General features: G+C 73.0%; 15 protein-coding genes. 11 read left to right on the top strand and 4 right to left on the bottom strand.

Annotated elements, in window-relative coordinates; all coding sequences use genetic code 11:
• The first annotated feature begins 47 nt into the window (after positions 1-47).
• From ACZ6WH_RS15345 to ACZ6WH_RS15300, 10 genes are all read left to right on the top strand, one after another.
• Positions 48-1,046, top strand: coding sequence for an NADPH:quinone oxidoreductase family protein (locus tag ACZ6WH_RS15345; RefSeq protein WP_469728735.1), 999 nt, complete (start codon positions 48-50; stop codon positions 1,044-1,046).
• Positions 1,043-2,263 (top strand): acyl-CoA dehydrogenase family protein, encoded by a 1,221-nt coding sequence (locus ACZ6WH_RS15340; protein WP_469728734.1) that lies wholly within the window; start codon positions 1,043-1,045, stop codon positions 2,261-2,263. Before ACZ6WH_RS15345 ends, ACZ6WH_RS15340 begins: the two co-directional genes overlap by 4 nt.
• A complete protein-coding gene (locus tag ACZ6WH_RS15335; RefSeq protein WP_469728733.1) occupies positions 2,260-3,432 on the top strand; it encodes an acyl-CoA dehydrogenase family protein in 1,173 nt (390 codons plus the stop codon). The genes ACZ6WH_RS15340 and ACZ6WH_RS15335 overlap by 4 nt, the downstream gene beginning before the upstream one ends.
• A gap of 167 nt (positions 3,433-3,599) precedes the next feature.
• The gene (locus ACZ6WH_RS15330; protein ID WP_469728732.1) at positions 3,600-5,039 is read left to right on the top strand and encodes a hypothetical protein; all 1,440 of its coding nucleotides are present in this window, start codon (positions 3,600-3,602) and stop codon (positions 5,037-5,039) included.
• Positions 5,040-5,243: 204 nt separating this feature from the next.
• Positions 5,244-6,854: an ABC transporter substrate-binding protein gene (locus ACZ6WH_RS15325; RefSeq protein WP_469728731.1), complete on the top strand. Its 1,611-nt coding sequence runs from the start codon at positions 5,244-5,246 to the stop codon at positions 6,852-6,854.
• Positions 6,855-6,892: 38 nt separating this feature from the next.
• A complete protein-coding gene (locus ACZ6WH_RS15320) occupies positions 6,893-7,849 on the top strand; it encodes an ABC transporter permease (RefSeq protein WP_469728969.1) in 957 nt (318 codons plus the stop codon).
• On the top strand, positions 7,842-8,717 hold the full coding sequence (locus ACZ6WH_RS15315; protein ID WP_361561407.1) for an ABC transporter permease: 876 nt from the start codon (positions 7,842-7,844) through the stop codon (positions 8,715-8,717). The genes ACZ6WH_RS15320 and ACZ6WH_RS15315 overlap by 8 nt, the downstream gene beginning before the upstream one ends.
• A gap of 62 nt (positions 8,718-8,779) precedes the next feature.
• Positions 8,780-9,721 carry an ABC transporter ATP-binding protein gene (locus ACZ6WH_RS15310; RefSeq protein WP_469728967.1) on the top strand — a complete coding sequence of 314 codons (942 nt, stop codon included), beginning with the start codon at positions 8,780-8,782 and terminating at the stop codon, positions 9,719-9,721.
• Complete coding sequence (locus tag ACZ6WH_RS15305; RefSeq protein ID WP_469728729.1) at positions 9,714-10,388, top strand: ABC transporter ATP-binding protein; 675 nt, start codon at positions 9,714-9,716, stop codon at positions 10,386-10,388. The genes ACZ6WH_RS15310 and ACZ6WH_RS15305 overlap by 8 nt, the downstream gene beginning before the upstream one ends.
• Positions 10,389-10,497: 109 nt before the next feature.
• On the top strand, positions 10,498-10,692 hold the full coding sequence (locus ACZ6WH_RS15300) for a hypothetical protein (RefSeq protein WP_361561410.1): 195 nt from the start codon (positions 10,498-10,500) through the stop codon (positions 10,690-10,692).
• A gap of 48 nt (positions 10,693-10,740) precedes the next feature.
• On the opposite strand, the gene ACZ6WH_RS15295 is transcribed toward ACZ6WH_RS15300, so the two are convergent.
• Positions 10,741-12,003 (bottom strand): phosphodiester glycosidase family protein, encoded by a 1,263-nt coding sequence (locus ACZ6WH_RS15295; RefSeq protein ID WP_469728727.1) that lies wholly within the window; start codon positions 12,001-12,003, stop codon positions 10,741-10,743.
• A 147-nt stretch (positions 12,004-12,150) separates the two neighbouring features.
• Here ACZ6WH_RS15295 and ACZ6WH_RS15290 point away from each other — a divergent pair, with 147 nt between their 5' ends.
• On the top strand, positions 12,151-12,993 hold the full coding sequence (locus ACZ6WH_RS15290; RefSeq protein WP_469728726.1) for a phosphatidylinositol-specific phospholipase C/glycerophosphodiester phosphodiesterase family protein: 843 nt from the start codon (positions 12,151-12,153) through the stop codon (positions 12,991-12,993).
• A 22-nt stretch (positions 12,994-13,015) separates the two neighbouring features.
• Here ACZ6WH_RS15290 and ACZ6WH_RS15285 read toward each other — a convergent pair whose 3' ends face one another.
• The 3 genes from ACZ6WH_RS15285 to ACZ6WH_RS15275 all read right to left on the bottom strand — a co-directional run bounded on the left by ACZ6WH_RS15285 (position 13,016) and on the right by ACZ6WH_RS15275 (position 17,002).
• Positions 13,016-13,645 (bottom strand): N-acetylmuramoyl-L-alanine amidase, encoded by a 630-nt coding sequence (locus ACZ6WH_RS15285; RefSeq protein ID WP_469728725.1) that lies wholly within the window; start codon positions 13,643-13,645, stop codon positions 13,016-13,018.
• Between the two features lie 363 nt (positions 13,646-14,008).
• The gene (locus ACZ6WH_RS15280; RefSeq protein ID WP_469728723.1) at positions 14,009-15,424 is read right to left on the bottom strand and encodes a family 2B encapsulin nanocompartment shell protein; all 1,416 of its coding nucleotides are present in this window, start codon (positions 15,422-15,424) and stop codon (positions 14,009-14,011) included.
• Positions 15,425-15,568: 144 nt separating this feature from the next.
• A complete protein-coding gene (locus ACZ6WH_RS15275) occupies positions 15,569-17,002 on the bottom strand; it encodes a family 2B encapsulin nanocompartment shell protein (protein WP_469728721.1) in 1,434 nt (477 codons plus the stop codon).
• Positions 17,003-17,016: the final 14 nt, after the last annotated feature.

The following is a 17,016-nucleotide window of genomic DNA, read 5'->3' as shown; positions in this document are numbered from 1 at the left end:
GTATGCCGATGGCACCGAGGCCGACCGACGTGGTGAGGGGAAGCTCAGTGAAGGCATGGCGGGTACACGCGAACGGCGAGCCACGAGAGGCGATGCGGCTGGACGAGGTCCCCGACCCGCAGCCCGGGCCGGGGCAGCTGCTCCTCCGGGTGAAGGCCGCGAACGTCAACTTCCCCGACGCCCTGCTGTGCCGTGGGCAGTACCAGGTGCGCCCGCCGCTGCCCTTCACGCCCGGCGTGGAGATCTGCGGCGAGGTGCTCGCCGCCGGTGAGGGCGCGAGCGTGGCCGAGGGCACCCGGGTACTGGCCCAGCCGCCGCTGCCCGACGGCGGCTTCGCGGAACTGGCCGTGGTGGACGCCAGGACCGTCCTGCCGGCGCCGGACGCGCTGGACGACGCCGAGGCCGCCGCGCTGCACATCGGCTACCAGACCGGCTGGTTCGCGCTGCACCGCCGCGCACACCTCCAGGCCGGCGAGACGCTGCTGGTGCACGCGGCGGCGGGCGGCGTCGGCAGCGCCGCCGTCCAGCTCGGCCGGGCGGCCGGCGCGCGCGTCATCGGTGTCGTCGGCGGTCCCGAGAAGGCGGCGGTCGCCCGCGAACTCGGCTGCGACGTGGTCGTCGACCGGCGCAGCGAGGACGTCATCAAGACGGTCAAGGAAGCCACCGGCGGCCGCGGCGCCGACGTGATCTACGACCCGGTGGGCGGCGACGCGTACGCCCAGTCCGCCAAGTGCGTGGCCTTCGAGGGCCGCATCCTCGTCGTCGGCTTCGCCGGCGGCACCATCCCGAGCCCCGCGCTCAACCACGCGCTGGTCAAGAACTACTCGATCGTCGGCCTCCACTGGGGGCTGTACAACACCAAGGACCCGGCCTCCATCGGCGCCTGCCACGAGGAGCTGACCAAGCTCGCGGCCCAGGGCGTCATCAAGCCGCTCATCGGCGACCGCGTACCTCTGGAGGGCGCGGCCGACGCGGTACAGAGGGTCGCCGACGGCGTCACCACAGGGCGCCTCGTGGTCGTCCCCGGAGAGGCGGCGGGCCGATGAGCACGGGAGCCGAGGACCTGCGCCGGCGCACCGCCGAACTGCTCGCCGCACACCCGCCCGCCACCACCGACCGCATGGACTTCCTGCGTGCCCGCTTCGACGCCGGGCTCGCCTGGGTCCACTTCCCCGAAGGGCTCGGCGGCCTCGACGCCCCCCGTGCCCTCCAGGCCGTCGTCGACGCCGAACTGGCCGCGGCCGGCGCGCCGGACAACAACCCGCGCCGGATCGGCATCGGCCTGGGCATGGCGGCGCCGACCGTCCTGGGCTTCGGCACCGAGGAGCAGAAGCGGCGGTTCCTCAAGCCGCTGTGGACCGGCGAGGAGGTGTGGTGCCAGCTCTTCAGCGAGCCCGGCGCCGGCTCCGACCTCGCGGCCCTCGCCACCCGTGCCGTGCGGGAGGGTGGGGGCACCTCCCGCTCGAGCGAAGCCGAGAGTGGGGGAACGTGGGTGGTCAACGGCCAGAAGGTGTGGACCTCCGGCGCGCACAAGTCCCGCTGGGCGATCCTCATCGCCCGTACCGACCCCGAGGCCCCGAAGCACCGCGGCATCACGTACTTCGTGTGCGACATGACCGACCCCGGTGTGGACGTCCGGCCGCTGCGCCAGATCACCGGCGAGGCCGAGTTCAACGAGGTCTTCCTGACCGACGTCCGCATCCCCGACGCGCACCGGCTCGGCGAGGTGGGGGAGGGCTGGAAGGTCGCACAGACCACCCTCATGAACGAGCGCGTCGCCATCGGCGGCGCCCGCATCCCCCGTGAGGGCGGCATGATCGGCGTCGCCGCCGCCGACTGGCGCGAGCGGCCCGAGCTGCGCACGCACGACATGCACCAGCGGCTGCTGCGCCTGTGGGTCGACTCCGAGGTGGCCCGCCTCACCGGCGAGCGGCTGCGCCAGCAGCTCACGAAGGGCCAGCCGGGCCCCGAAGGCAGCGGCATGAAGCTCTCCTTCGCGCGGCTCGCCCAGGAGATCAGCGGCTGGGAGGTGGAGTTCCTCGGGGAGGACGGCCTCACGTACGACGACTGGACGCTGCGCCGCCCCGAAGGCGTGGACTTCACCGGGCGCGAGGCCGGCTACCGCTACCTGCGCGCCAAGGGCAACAGCATCGAGGGCGGCACCTCCGAGGTGCTCCTCAACATCGTCGCCGAACGCGTACTCGGCCTGCCGTCCGAGCCGCGCACCGACAAGGACGTCGCGTGGAAGGACCTGCCCCGATGACCGACCAGCCGACGCCCGCGGACACCGCGGCGGCCGACCTGCCCGAAGGCCCGGACCTGCTCTACTCGGAGCACGAGGACGACCTGCGCGCCGCCGTGCGGTCCCTGCTGGCCGACCGCGGCGGCCCCTCCGGGGTGCTCGCCGAGCTGGAGTCCGGGCGCACCCACGACGCCGCCCTGTGGCGCTCGCTCGCCGCCGACATGGGGGTGGCCGGACTGCTCGTCCCCGAGAAGCTCGGCGGCCAGGGGGCCGGCCCCAGAGAGGCCGCGGTCGTCCTGGAGGAGCTGGGCCGGGCCGTGACGCCCGTGCCGTACCTGACCAGCGCCGTCCTCGCGGTCACGGCCCTGCTCGGCTGCGACACCGACGAGGAGGAGCCGGCCGGGCTGCTGGCCGCGCTGGCCGGTGGCGAGCGGGTGGGCGTGCTCGCGCTGCCGCTGACGGCCGCGCCCGGCGGTCCGCTGGAGCCGACCGTCCGGGCCGGGGCCGACGGCGCCCTGCTCGGCACGGTCACCTCGGTCGCCGACGCGGCCGCCGCCGACGTGCTGCTGGTACCGGTACGCGCGGCGGACGGCATCGAGCTGTACGCCGTGGACACCGGTGCGCCGGGGCTGCACATCGAGGGGGCCACCCCGCTGGACCTCACCCGTGGGCTCGCCCGCGTCACCTTCGACGGGGCGGCGGGCCGCCGGCTCGCCGGTGCCGACCGGGCCGGCGCGGCCGTGCGGAAGGCGCTGCTCACCGGGGCCGGGCTGCTCGCCTCCGAACAGCTGGGCATCGCCGAGTGGTGCCTGGCCGAGCTCGTGGAGTACACGAAGCAGCGTAACCAGTTCGGCCGTGCGGTCGGCTCCTTCCAGGCCCTCAAGCACCGGATGGCCGCGCTCTGGCTGGAGGTGGTCTCGGCGCGGGCCGCGGCGCGCAACGCGGCGGACGCGCTGGCGGCCGACAGTCCCGACGCCCCCGTGGCGGTGGCGGTCGCGCAGGCGTACTGCGCCCCGGTCGCGGTCCGGGCCGCGCAGGAATGCCTCCAGCTGCACGGCGGCATCGGCATGACCTGGGAGCACCCGCTGCACCTCTTCCTCAAGCGCGCCAAGAGCGACGAGATCGCCCTCGGCGCCCCCGGCCACCACCGTGCGGCCCTCGCCGAACTGGTGGACCTCACGGCCCCGTAGGGCACCGGGAGGCGGCACCCGCGCCGTACCGGGGCCGCAGGACACGAACGGACGCCGGCCGGCGGCTGTGGGGGCCGTCGGCCGGCGTCGTTGTACCCGGCCGACGTTCTTTGCGGGCGTCTCGGCTTGCATGTCGGAAAAGTGAAGTTCGGAGTAGCGTCGTAGGCATGAAGGTCGCACCCGGACGACCCCTGCACCGGGCGGCCCCGGCTCTGACGGCCGCGTCCGCTGCGCTGCTGCTCGCGGTGGGGCCGGCCGCCGCGGCGGGCGCTCCGGCGGACCGGGCGGCTGCCACGGGCTCCGTGGCGAGGGTGGACGAGCAGCCCCGGGCGGCGGCCGGCGAAGGGCTGCAAGCGGCGGCCGACGCGCTCTCCAAGGGGCCCGTGTACGTCGACCCGCGGGCCGACGGGCAGCTGCCGCCCGGACAGGCGGACGCGCTGGCGAAGGACATCGAGGACGCCGGCAAGCCGGTCTTCGTGGCCGTGCTGCCCGCGACCTCCGAGTACCCGCCCGCGACGCTCTTCGAGGACCTGCGCACGCGCGTCGGTATCAAGGGCGTCTACGCGGTGCAGCTCGGCGACCGCTTCGACGCCCGGGCCGACGGAGACGTGATGTCGGGCGAGTCGGTGCGCCACCTCGTGGGGGCGGCCCAACGGGCACACCCGGGTGACGCCACCGCTCAGCTGAAGGACTTCGCCGCGCAGGCCACGAAACAGGTCGGGAAGGGCACGCCGGAGTCCTGGCAGGGTTCGGGCGGAGACGGCGTGAGCAGCGGCGCGCTGGTCGGGCTCGGGGCGCTGGTCGTCCTCGGTGCCGGCGGCGCGTACACCGTCCACCGGCGGGCCAAGCGCCGCCGGGAGGCCGAGGAACAGGCCGCGCTGGACTCGCTGCGGGTGGTGGTCGACGAGGACATCACCGCGTACGGCGAGGAGCTGGACCGGCTGGACTTCCGGCCCGGCGAGCCGGGTGCCGACGACGCGATGCGCGCGGACTACGCGCACGCCCTGGACGCGTACGAGAACGCCAAGCAGGCCATGGGGCGGGCGCGCCGCCCCGCGGACGTACGGAAGGTGACCGAGGCGCTGGAGGACGGCCGCTTCGCGCTGGCCACGCTGGAGGCCAGGCGCGAGGGCCGGCAGCTCCCGGAGCGCCGCCCCCCGTGCTTCTTCGACCCGCGGCACGGACCGGCCGTCGCCGACGCGCGCTGGGCGCCGCCAAGGGGCTCGGAGCGCACCGTCCCCGTGTGCGCGGCCGACCAGGCACGGCTGGCGGACGGCCAGGAACCGATGGCGCGCACGGTGCGCACTCCGTACGGCGAGGACCGCCCGTACTGGGAAGCGGGCTCCGTCTACGCCCCCTGGGCCGGCGGCTATTACGGCATGCTCGGCGGCGGGCTGCTGCCCGGCCTCTTCCTCGGCACGCTGCTCGGCTCCTCGATGACCGGCCCGGCCGCCTACGGGTGGGGCGACGGCGGGCACGGGGACGAGCTCGGCGGCGGGGACTACTCCGGCGGCGACTTCAGCGGTGGCGACTTCGGCGGCGGCTTCGGGGGCGGCGGGGGATTCGGGGGCGACGGCGGGGGATTCGGCGGCGGTTTCGGCGACTGACCGCCGCCTCCGCACGATCGCCGGGCCGGGGCCGGCACCCGTTCCGAAGCGCCGGCAAGGACCGCATCTCCGGCGGCAACGACCCGCATCTCCGGTGGTAAGGACCACGTCTCACAGCACTCTCTTACATGTTGTTTAATTGCAATCCGTTCGCAAAAGCTTTGCGACAGCATGAGACGGCATGAGGCAAGAGGAGAGTGGTGCATGTCAGCGCGGTCCATACGAGGCGTGTCGGCAGCGGCCCTGGCGACGACGCTGGCCCTCGGCGCCGCCGCCTGCTCCACGCCGTCCGACGGCAAGGGTGCCGTGGGCGCGAAGGACTCGGCCGTGGTCGGCATCGCGTACGAGCCGGACAGCCTGAGCCCGCTGCTCGGCTACGGCAAGGACGGCAACTCCAAGATCTTCGACGGACTGCTCACCCACGACGCGGACATGAAGCTCAAGCCGGCGCTCGCCGCGAAGCTCCCCGAGGTCACGGACGACGGCCGCACCTACACCTACACCCTGCGCAAGGGCGTGGAGTTCAGTGACGGCAAGCCCTTCACCGCCGACGACGTGGTCTTCACCTACCGGACCATCCTCGACGCGAAGACCAACAACGCCTCCAAGGCCGAGCTCGACGCGATCAAGAGCGTCACGAAGAAGGACGACCACACCGTCGTCTTCCACCTCAAGTACCCCTACGCGCCGTTCGCCGAGCGCACCGTCCTGCCCATCGCGCCGCAGCACATCGCCGGCAAGCAGGACGTGAACAACGGGTCCTTCACCACCCACCCGGTCGGCACCGGCCCGTACGTCCTCACCCGCTGGTCCAAGGGCGAGAAGCTCGCCTTCAAGGCCAACCCCCACTACTGGGGCGGCGCGCCGAAGGTGAAGAAGTTCACCATGGCGATCATCAAGGACGACGACGTGCGTGCCACCCGGCTGCGCTCCGGCGACCTCGACGGCGCCATCCTGCCGCCCAACCTCGCCGCCGCCTTCAAGTCCGCGCAGGATCAGAAGACGTACACGGCGAAGACCTTCGACTACCGCAACGTCACGCTGCCCAGCGCGAACCCGGTCACCGGCGCCAAGGCCGTCCGCCGCGCCCTGGACCTCGCCGTGGACCGCGACGCCATGGTCAAGGGCATCCTCAACGGCGCGGGCAAGCCCGCCTACGGGCCCGTGCCCACCGACAGCCCCTGGTTCACCAAGGGCACCGAGCGCGCCCACGACCTGAAGCAGGCCGAGCGCATCCTCGACGAAGCGGGCTGGAAGAAGGGCCCGGACGGCATCCGCGAGAAGGGGAAGCAGCGCGCCTCCTTCACCCTCTGGTACCTCTCCGGCGACAAGCTCCGCCAGGAGCACGCGCTCGCCTTCGCCTCCGACGCCAAGAAGGCCGGCATCGAGGCCAAGGTCGAGTCCGGCACGTGGGAGGTCATCGAGCCGCGCATGAAGCACGACGCGGTGCTCGCGGGCGGCGGCAGCCCCGCCGACCCCGACTTCGACCAGTACCTGCTGCTGCACTCCTCGCTCGCGGGCGACGGCTTCAACAACATGTCCCGGTACAAGAACGACAAGGTCGACCGGGCGCTCGTCGACGCCCGCCGCACCGACGACCACGACCGCCGCGAGGCCGGGTACGACACCGTCCAGCGCGAGCTGCAGAAGGACCCGGCGTACATCTTCCTCACCCACATCGACCACCTCTACGTCGTCGGTGACAAGTGGCAGGTCCCGGGCGAGCAGGGGCTGTCCACCCAGATCGAGCCGCACGACCACGGTCTGGCCTCCGGGCCCTGGTGGAACGTCGAGGACTGGCAGCCCAAGAAGTGAGAGCCCTGAAGTCCCTGCCCTGGGGGCCGATGGCACGGATGACCGGCCGGCGGGCGCTGCTCGCCGTCCCGGTCCTCCTCGCCGTCACCTTCGGGGTGTTCGCCGTCGCGGCGGCCTCGCCGTTCGACCCGGTCAAGGCGTACGCCGGGGCCGCGGGCCTGACCGCGTCCCAGGAGAACCTCGACCAGATCCGCCACAACCTCGGCGTCGACCAGCCGCTCCTCACCCGCTGGTGGGACTGGCTGACCGGCGCCCTCACCGGCGACCTCGGCGACTCCGCTTCGCTGCGCGCCCCGGTCTCCCAGGTCATCGGCGAACGTCTCGGCTGGTCCGTGCTGTTGTGCGCGCTCGCCTTCGTGGTCGCCGTCCTGCTCGGCACCGTACTGGGCGTACTCGCCGCCCGATGGCGCGGCGGCATGTTCGACCGTACGGTGAGCGGCGCCGCGTACGCGCTGGAGGCCGCGCCGCCCTTCTGGCTCGGCCTGCTGGCCGTCTGGCTGTTCGCGCTCAAGCTCGGTGTGCTGCCGGCCGGTGGCCTCACCGACACCGGGAGCGCCATCGCCACCGCCGGCCAGGTCGCCCGTCATGTGGTCCTGCCCGCCCTCGTGCTGGCCGTCTCACAGCTTCCGTGGTTCGTGCTGTACGTGCGCCAAGGGGTCGGCGACGCGCTCGCCGAGGATCCGGTGCGCGGCGCGCGCTCCCGGGGCCTGCGCGAGCGCACCGTCCTGTTGCAGCACGCGCTGCGCAGCGGGCTGCTGCCGGTGCTCACCCTGATCGGCTCCCGGGTGCCCGAACTGATCACCGGCGCGCTGCTGGTGGAGACCGTCTTCAGCTGGCCGGGCATCGCCGCGGCCACCGTCCAGGCCGCCACCAGCGTCGACTTCCCGCTGCTCGCCGCGCTGACCGTGCTGGCCACGGCCGCGGTGCTGATCGGGAATCTGCTTTCGGACCTGCTGTACGGTCTCGCCGACCCGAGGGTGGCGTTCGATGGCTGAGCTCACCTGGCACCCCGCGCGGCCCGGTACCGGCCGGGACCGGAGCAACCGCACCCTGAGGCTGGTCACCTCGGCCGTCCTCATGGCCGCCGTACTGCTCGCCGTACTGCTCGTGCCGCCGCTCGTCCCCGTGGACGCGCAGGCCGTCGACCTCGCCGCCAAGCTGCAACCGCCCTCCCTCGCGCACCCCTTCGGCACCGATGAGGTCGGCCGGGACCTGCTGCTGCGCTGCGTCTACGGGCTGCGCGTCTCCCTCCTGGTCGGCGTGGTCGCCGCACTCACCGCCACCGTCATCGGCACCGCGGTCGGCGCGCTGGCGGGCGCGCTCGGCGGCTGGGCGGACCGGGCCGTGATGCGGGTCGTCGACCTCTTCTCGTCCGTCCCGCACCTGCTGCTGGGCATCTTCATCGTGGCGATGTTCCGGCCCGGCGTCTGGCCGGTGATCATCTCCGTCGGGCTCACCCACTGGCTGTCCACCGCGCGCATCGTGCGGGCCGAGGTGCTGTCGCTGCGCGGCCGGCCGTTCGTGGACGCCGCGGTCTCCGGCGGCGCCTCACGGTGGCGGGTGGCCGTACGCCACCTTCTCCCCGGCGTGCTGCCGCGGGCCGGGCTGGCCGCCGTCCTGATGGTGCCGCACGCCATCTGGCACGAGTCCGCGCTGTCCTTCCTGGGGCTCGGCCTGCCGGCCCACGAGGCGAGCCTGGGCATCATGGTCAACTCGGCGCGCAGCTCCCTGCTGGCGGGCGACTGGTGGCCCACGCTCTTCCCCGGCCTGTTCATCATCGTCCCCACCCTCGCCGTCGCCGGCCTCGCGGGCGCCTGGCGGGAACGGATCGATCCGCGCCGCCGATCGGAGCTGATGCTGTGACCACCGCAGACGCGCCACCCCGGTCCGTGCTGTCCGTACGGGGGCTCTCCGTACGCTTCCGGATGCGCGGCGGCCGGCACATCGCCGCCGTCACCGACGCCTCCTTCGACCTCGCGCCCGGCGAGTGCCTGGCCCTGGTCGGCGAGAGCGGCTGCGGCAAGTCCGTGCTGGCCTCCGCGCTGCTCGGCCTGCTGCCGGGCAACGCGCGGACCGCCGGCTCCGCCCTGCTGGCCGACGCCGCCCAGGAACCCGCCATCGACCTGCTGACCGCCGGCGAGCGTGCACTCGCCCGGAGCGTGCGCGGCCGGCGGGTGGGCCTGGTGCCGCAGAGCCCGGCCGCGCACCTCACGCCCGTACGCACCGTACGGGCCCAATTGGAGGAGACCGTCCGCGAGCTGACGGACGTCCCCCGCCATGAACTGCGCTCGGCTGCAGAGGGGGCAGCCGAGCGCGCGGCCTTCCCCGCCGACCACCTCGACCGGTATCCGCACCAGCTCTCCGGGGGCCTCGCGCAGCGCGCCGCCACCGCGCTCGCACTGGTCGGCGAGGCGCCACTGCTGATCGCTGACGAGCCGACCACCGGGCTGGACCGCGACCTGGTCGACCGTACGGTGGACGAGCTGCGCCGGCACGCCGCGGACGGACGCGCGCTGCTGATGATCACGCACGACCTCGCGGCGGCCGAACGGATCGCCGACCGGGTCGCCGTCATGTACGCCGGCCGGATCGTCGAACTCGGCAACGCGAAGGAGTTCTTCGGCGCCCCCGGCCCCCGGCATCCGTACGCGCACGGGCTGCTCGACGCCCTCCCCGAACGCGCCTTCACGCCCATCCCCGGGCAGCCGCCCGAGCTCGGCGCGCTCCCGGACGGCTGCGCGTTCGCCGCCCGCTGCCCGCACGCCACAGCAGCCTGCGAGACCGTCCCCGAGCCGGTCGACGGCGTCGCCTGCCACCACGTACCGACGGATGCGCGGGACCGCGCGCAGGAGCCCGCCGATGCTTGAACTGACGGACATCACCGCCGGCTACGACCGCGGCAGCCCCGTCGTCCGTGACGTCTCCCTGCGCGTCGCCCCGGGCGAGGCGGTCGGGCTGCTCGGCCCCAGCGGCTGCGGCAAGTCCACGCTCGCCAGGGTCGCGGCCCTGCTGCACCGGCCGGAGCGGGGCAGCGTCGTGGTGGACGGGCAGGCCGCGCCCGGCTGGCGGCACCGCGCACCGCGCGCCCTCCGCACCGCCTTCGGCGTCGTCTTCCAGCAGCCCCGCCTCGCCGCCGACCCCCGGCTGCGCCTCGCCGACCTGATCGCCGAGCCGCTGCGCGCGGTCGGCCTCCGCGGCGAGGCGGCCGAGCGGCTCGCCGAGCTGGTGCCGCGCGTGGGCCTGAGCCCCGAACTCCTCGGCCGCCGCCCGCACGAGGTCAGCGACGGCCAGCTGCAACGCGCCTGCCTCGCCCGCGCCCTGATCCTCCGGCCGCGCTGGCTGATCTGCGACGAGATGACCGCGATGCTGGACGCCTCCACCACGGCCGCGCTGGTCGCGGTGGTGGAGGAGTACCGGCGGATGACCGGCGCCGGCCTGCTCGCCGTCGGCCACGACCGGGTGCTGCTGGAACGGTGGTGTGACCGCACGGTCCGCTGGGAGGCGCTGCCGGGCGACGCCGCCGCTGTCCGGTGACCCGCAGTGATCACCCGTTCGGCGGACGCCCGACGGCCGGGTGAAGGGCACGAAATACGCCAAACTGGCGCCGATGATGGCCCGTTCGGGCCACCGAGGGAGGTTCGCCATGGCCATTTCGATCTCAGTCGTCGTGCTGCTTGTGGTGCTCGCCGTCGTCTTCCTGCGCAGCGGCCAGCTCAAGGTCTCGCACGCCATCGTGTGCATGCTCCTCGGCTTCTTCCTGGCCGGCAGCAGCATCGCCCCCGACATCAGCAACGGCCTGTCCGGCGCCGCCGACCTGGTCAGCAGCGTACGGCCCTGAGAGGAGCACCCCTCAGGGCCGCATGCGTACGGGTGCGGGCGGGCGCGGTCAGTGCTGCCGCGCGAACACCCCGATCCCGTTCGGCACCGGGCGTTCCGCGCCGCCCGAGGGGTTGTTGCGCACGGTCGCCGTGGCGCTCCCCGGCTCGCGCAGGACCAGTGTCGTGGAGCCGCCGCCGTCCAGGTTCATCGCGTCCCGGGCGCCGATCCGCTGCATCAGCCCGGCGAGTTCACCGATCGTCAGACCGGCGTTCCCCTTCGTGCCGTCCAGCGCGAGCAGGTACAGCACATGCCCGCCCGGGCCGATGCCCGCCGCGGTCCGGACCGCCGACGCGACGGTGTCGAGGCCGGGGAGCGGGGCGCCGTCCCGCACGACCGGGAAGCCGCCCACCGCGAACCGCAACGCCGCCGGCCGCTGCCCCACCAGCCGTTCGGTGATCCGTACCCGCTCGCCCACCGACAGCTTCCGCAGTTGCTGAGCCCCTTCCTCGCGGCCGACCAGGACAGTCGTGCCCTCGGCCACCCCGCCGCGCCCCGGTGTGTCCGCGATCTGCTCGACCCGGCCGCGGCGCACCGTGACCTCAGCGGTGTCCGTACTGCACGGCGCCGCCCGGTCGGTGTCCGTACCGCACGTGGCGCGGACCCGTGACGTGGTGCCCCACTGCGACGTGTACGCGCCGATGCCGCCGACCGGCAGCGCGTACAGGTTCAGGCCACGCAGCGGAACCGTTCCGCCCGGCGTGGTCACCGAGCCCCGCAGGGACAGTCGGTCCAGCCGGGCCCGCCGGTCGGCGCCCACCGTGAGCACGTCCTCGGTCGTCGTGCCGGGCGGCAGCGCGGGCCCGAACCTTTGCCCGTCCGGCACCGCCGACTTCAGCGGTCGTCCCTCGGAGATCGCGGGCCCGACGGCGGCTCCCGTCGGCTCGACGCCCGGGTGCTGAGTCTCCGTTATGTTGAAGAAGTCACCGTTCACCCCGGCCACCGCGCCCCGCGTCCCGGCCATCGCGGACACCGCCTGCCGTGCCCCGACAGCCCCCGCGTCCAGCAGACCGACCGACACGCCCGGTCTGGTCAGATCCACCGTCACCAGATGTCCCCGCACGGTGCCGCGCGGCACCGCCATCGAGAACTGCCGGTACGTCACCCCGGACGCCGCCGGGGCCGCCCGGCCCGTCCGGAGCACGTCCACCGAGGCGGCGGCGCTCCCGCCGCCCGCCACACCTCCGCCGGCCAGTGCACCGGCCGCCACCAGAACCGTCAGAACCGCGCGAACACGACCGAATCGCTGCTTCACGATCACCCCAGTTGTCACGCCAACTGTCCTTTGGGCCAACGAAGTACACCACCGACCGAAGCCATCGGGAATCCCGGAGATGTCATGAATCACTCCATTCCGAGAAAACCGTCCCTCCGCAGTCGTTCGTACACCGGCGTCGGCCCGTTCACGCGCAGAAGCGCCGTGGCGTCGATATGCGCCGCTCTGCTGGCGGGGGTGGTGCCGCCGGCCGCCGCTCGCGGCACGGGCCCGCACCGGACGGCGGAGCGCGGCCCGGCACCGCTGCGCCGGGCGCACGCCCACAACGACTACGTGCACGACCGCCCGCTCCGCGACGCGCTGGACCACGGCTTCGGCAGCGTGGAGGTGGATGTCTGGCTCGTGGACGGCCGCCTGCTGGTCGCTCACGAGGAGGCGGAGCTGGACCCGCGGCGCACCCTGGAAGCGCTGTACCTCGATCCGCTGCGGTCGCTGGTCGCGGCCAACGGCGGCACGGTCTTCAAGGACCATCCGCTGTCCCTGCAGCTCCTCGTCGACCTCAAGACGGCGGGCGCGCCGGCCTATCAGGAGCTGGCCCGCCGCCTGCGGCCGTACGCGCCGATGCTCACCGTCTGCGCGGCGGGCCGGGTCCGTACGCGTGCCGTCACCGCCGTGGTCTCGGGCGACCGCGGGGCCCGCGGGCCGATGGCGGCGGAGCGGGTGCGCCGCGCCTTCTACGACGGCCGGCTCACCGACCTGGGGACCGCGGCACCCGCCACCTTCATCCCGCTGGTCTCCGCGAACTGGTCCGAGCGGTTCCACTGGACGGGCGCCGGGCCGATGCCCGCGGCCGAGCGCGCCGAACTGCGCCGGATCGTGGCCGCCGCCCATGGGGAAGGGCGGCGGCTGCGCTTCTGGGCCACGCCCGACGCACCGGGCCCCGAACGCGCCGCGGTGTGGCGGGAACTGCTGGCGGCGGGCGTGGACCACCTCAACACCGATGACCTCGCGGGGCTGGAGCGCTTCCTCCGCGCGGCCGGCGGGTGATGCCCGGGGGCGTGGGCACCGGCTACCGGAGGGACGCCTTCACCAGGCTCATGTAGCGCGACCAGTCCCAGTAGCGGCCCGGGTCCGTGTGGTCGGTCCCGGGCACCTCCACGTGCCCGATGATGTGCTGACGGTCGACGGGTATGCCGTACCGTACGCAGACCGCGGCCGTGAGCAGCGCCGACTGCCGGTACATCGCCTCGGTGAACCAGCTGGGCTGGTCCACCCAGCCCTCGTGCTCGATGCCGATGCTGCGGGTGTTGTAACCCCAGTTGCCCGCATGCCAGGCGACATCGTCCTCGCGGACGAACTGGCCGATGTACCCGTCGGCCGAGCGCACGCAGTAGTGCGCGGAGACCTGTTTCTTCGGGTTCTGGAAGATCTTCACGGTGTCGGCGTACGTCTCCTGCGTGACGTGGACGATCACCCTGTCGATGCCGTACTGGGACGGGCGGTTCGCCGCGGTGAAGTTGGCGGCGGCGGCCGGCGTCCAGTGCACGTCGGGGTAGCCGGCACGGGGGGCTCCGCCGGCGCGGTGGGGGGCGGCGTGCGCCTGGCCGGTGCCGAGGGGGAGGAGGGCGGCGGCCGCGGCGGCTGCGGCGGCGCCGGTGAGCAGTCTGCGGCGGGACGGCTGAGGACTGTCGTGCTGCATGCGATCTCCTGCCAGAGGACCATGGGGGGAGGGGGAAGCTCGCGTACCTGCCATGGCTCACGCGCCATGGCGTGATGTCATGGACATGCGGCCCCGCCATGATGCGGGGCCGCACGCCCGCTGCCAAGGTTCTTCCCGGTCCGCCAATGGCTCGACCAATAACGGCGCGAAAACTTCCGGCGCCGCCTCACCCCGGCTCCTTTCACGCCTTCGCCGCAACAGGAGTACGGCGACGGCGCCGTGGGCGCCATCGCCGTCGCACTCCGGAAGAGCGCCTCCCGCCGGGGAGGTGGAAGAGCACCTGCGGGGAGGTGTCCGGCCCCTGCTGCGGCACCGCACAGCCCGCAGGGACCGGCGGGCCCCTCAGTGCCCGATCTCGACGTCCTCAAGGACGCCCAGCGCGTCCGGCACCAGCACGGCTGCCGAGAAGTACGCGCTGACCAAGTACTTGATGACCGCCTGTTCGTTGATCCCCATGAAGCGGACCGACAGGCCGGGCTGGTACTCGTCCGGAAGGCCCGTCTGGTGCAGACCCACCACGCCCTGGTTCTCCGCGCCCAGACGCATGGCGATGATCGAGCTGGTCTGGTCGGGGTTGACCGGGATCTTGTTGCAGGGCAGCAGCGGAATGCCGCGCCAGGCCCGTACCTCCTGGCCGCCGAACTCCACCCCCGTGGGGTAGATGCCGCGGGCGTTCCACTCCCGGCCGATGGCCGCGATGGTGCGCGGATGCGCCAGCAGCACCTGGGTCTTCCGGCGGCGGGAGATCAGCTCGTCCAGGTCGTCCGGGGTGGGCGGGCCGGAGCGGGTGTGGATGCGCTGCTTGAGATCGGCGTTGTGCAGCAGGCCGAACTCCTTGTTGTTGATCATCTCGTGCTCTTGCCGCTCGCGCAGCGCCTCGACCGTCAGCCGCAGCTGCTGGTCAAGCTGGTTCATCGGGTCGTTGTACAGATCGGCGACCCGGCTGTGGATCTTCAGCACGGTCTGCGCGACGTTGAGTTCGTACTCCCGCGGCGACAGCTCGTAGTCCGCGAAGGTGCCCGGCAGCTGCGGCTCGCCGACATGGCCGGACGTCACCTCGATGGCCGCTTCGCCGTGCTTGTTCTGCGCCGGGACGAGCGCGTCGCGGAACTGCTCGATGTGGTTGCGCAGCGCGTCGGACCGCCCCGCCACCTCCTCGTACGCGGAGCGGGGCAGCACCAGTGCGGTACCCCGGGTCACGGCGCGTACGGTGTGCTCCCAGGTGCCGTCCCCGGAGAGCAGCGCCGTGGCGCCCGTGTGGTCGCCGTCGGCGAGCACGCCGAGCACGGTGTCGTCGCCGTACTTCCCCTCGCCCACGCGCTCCAGCTTGCCGTGCGCGATCAGCACGACCTGGTCCGTGGGTGTGCCGCGCTCGACGAGCACGTCGCCCGGGGCGAAGTCGCGCTGCTCGAAGCGGCCGGCCAACGCCTCCAGCGCCGCCTGGTCGGTCAGGCCGCGCAGCGGTGCCAGTTCCCGCAGTTCGACGGGGATGACGCTGACGTCGCTGCCGGTGTTGGTGAACTCCACCCGGCCGTCGCCAAGGGTGTGGGAGAGCCGCCGGTTCACCCGGTACGTACCACCGGAGACCTCCGTCCAGGGCAGGACGCGCAGCAGCCAGCGGGAGGAGATCCCCTGCATCTGCGGCACGGTCTTCGTCGTGGTGGCCAGATTGCGGGCCGCCGCCGTGGCGAGGCTCGACCGGGCCTGTCCGTTCTGGGAGTCGTCGAGGCCGGATGTCGGGTCGAGCGAAGTGGTCATGGAGAAGCTCACCTATTCCTGTGCCGGTGTGAAACGTGCAGCCGCAGGGCCGCCCGGTGGGGCGGTCGGCATTCGGCGGGGGTACCGTCCCCCGGTACGGGCCGCGCGGCTGAAATTGCTGCCTCGTTGGCCTGAATTACTCGCTCAGTGGCCGATGGACACGTCGTCGAGAATTCCGAGCGCATCCGGGACCAGGACGGCCGCGGAGTAGTAGGCGCTCACGAGGTAGTTCATGACGGCCTTGTCGTCGACGCCCATAAAACGGACAGAGAGGCTTGGCTGGTATTCATCGGGAATTCCGGTCTGGTGCAGCCCGACGACACCCTGACGCTCCTCGCCGGTGCGCATCACCATGAAGGAGGTGGTGTTGTCGGCGCCGACCGGGATCTTGCCGCTGGGGAAGATCGGCACCCCGCGCCACGACGGCAGGGAGTGGCCCATGAAGTCCACGGCGGTCGGGTACAGGCCACGCTTGCTGCACTCCCGCCCGAAGGCCGCGATGGCCTTGGGGTGCGCCAGCAGGAAGGACGGCTCCTTCCATACGGTGGACAGGAGTTCGTCCAGGTCGTCCGGGGTGGGCGGACCGCTCCGGGCGGGGATCCGCTGCCGCGGGTCGGCGTTGTGCAGGAGGCCGAACTCCTTGTTGTTGATCATCTCGTGCTCTTGCCGCTCGCGCAGCGCCTCGATGGTCAGCCGCAGCTGCTCCTCGACCTGGTTCATCGGGTCGTTGTAGAGGTCCCCGACGCGGGTGTGCGTGCGCAGCACGGTCTGCGCGACGCTCAGCTCGTACTCCCGCGGGCTGAGCTCGTAGTCCACGAACGTGCTGTCCAGGAGCGGCTCGCCGCGGTGGCCGGAAGCGATCTTTATGGCCGCCTCGCCGCTCTCGTTGTGCGGCGCCGGGGCGCCCGATCGCTGCGCTTCGAGGTGGTCCCGCAGCCCCTCCGAGCGGTCCCGGATCTCGGCCAGCGCGCTGCTCGGCAGGGAAAGGACGGTCACCCGGGTCACCGCGCGGTAGGTGAACTGCCAGGTCGCGTCCGCGTCGGTCAAGGGCGCGTCACCGAGGTGGTCGCCGCCGGCCAGCGCGCCGAGCGTGGTCTCGTCGCCGTACTTGCCCGCGCCGATCCGGTCGACCCTGCCGTGCGCGACGAGCACGACGCGGTCGGCGGGGCCCCCGGCCTCGGCGATCACATCACCCGCCGCGTACTGCCGCCGCTCGAACCGCTCGGCGAGCGCGGTGAGCACCTCGCCGTCGGTGAAGTTCCGCAGTGCCGGCAGCTCGCGCAGCTCGTCGGGGATGACGCGCAGGTCCCCGCCCTCCGAGGCGAACTCGATGTGCCCGTCCCCGATGGCATAGGTCAGGCGCCGGTTGACACGGTACGTGCCACCGGAGACCTCTACCCAGGGCAGCAGACGCAGCAGCCACCGCGAGGTGATGTTCTGCATCTGTGGCACGGTCTTGGTGGTGGTCGCCAGATTGCGCGCGGCAGTCGTGGCCAGACTGGTCAGGTTCACATTCTGGCTTTCGCCCGCGGTGTCGGAGAGTGTTTCTTCCGGAACCGTCACAGCTGCCCCACCCATCTCTGGAAGAAGTT

This window comes from Streptomyces sp. NPDC050806, assembly GCF_055586425.1.
This window is presented reverse-complemented; position numbering and strand designations above follow the sequence as displayed.

Bases quoted from the DNA above. Each gene is read 5' to 3' on its own strand.
- ACZ6WH_RS15340 (WP_469728734.1), top strand. From the start codon at position 1,043: ATGAGCACGGGAGCCGAGGACCTGCGCCGGCGCACCGCCGAACTGCTC.
- ACZ6WH_RS15335 (WP_469728733.1), top strand. From the start codon at position 2,260: ATGACCGACCAGCCGACGCCCGCGGACACCGCGGCGGCCGACCTGCCC.
- ACZ6WH_RS15330 (WP_469728732.1), top strand. From the start codon at position 3,600: ATGAAGGTCGCACCCGGACGACCCCTGCACCGGGCGGCCCCGGCTCTG.
- ACZ6WH_RS15325 (WP_469728731.1), top strand. From the start codon at position 5,244: ATGTCAGCGCGGTCCATACGAGGCGTGTCGGCAGCGGCCCTGGCGACG.
- ACZ6WH_RS15320 (WP_469728969.1), top strand. From the start codon at position 6,893: ATGACCGGCCGGCGGGCGCTGCTCGCCGTCCCGGTCCTCCTCGCCGTC.
- ACZ6WH_RS15315 (WP_361561407.1), top strand. From the start codon at position 7,842: ATGGCTGAGCTCACCTGGCACCCCGCGCGGCCCGGTACCGGCCGGGAC.
- ACZ6WH_RS15310 (WP_469728967.1), top strand. From the start codon at position 8,780: ATGCGCGGCGGCCGGCACATCGCCGCCGTCACCGACGCCTCCTTCGAC.
- ACZ6WH_RS15305 (WP_469728729.1), top strand. From the start codon at position 9,714: ATGCTTGAACTGACGGACATCACCGCCGGCTACGACCGCGGCAGCCCC.
- ACZ6WH_RS15300 (WP_361561410.1), top strand. From the start codon at position 10,498: ATGGCCATTTCGATCTCAGTCGTCGTGCTGCTTGTGGTGCTCGCCGTC.
- ACZ6WH_RS15285 (WP_469728725.1), bottom strand. From the start codon at position 13,645: ATGCAGCACGACAGTCCTCAGCCGTCCCGCCGCAGACTGCTCACCGGC.
- ACZ6WH_RS15280 (WP_469728723.1), bottom strand. From the start codon at position 15,424: ATGACCACTTCGCTCGACCCGACATCCGGCCTCGACGACTCCCAGAAC.
- ACZ6WH_RS15275 (WP_469728721.1), bottom strand. From the start codon at position 17,002: ATGGGTGGGGCAGCTGTGACGGTTCCGGAAGAAACACTCTCCGACACC.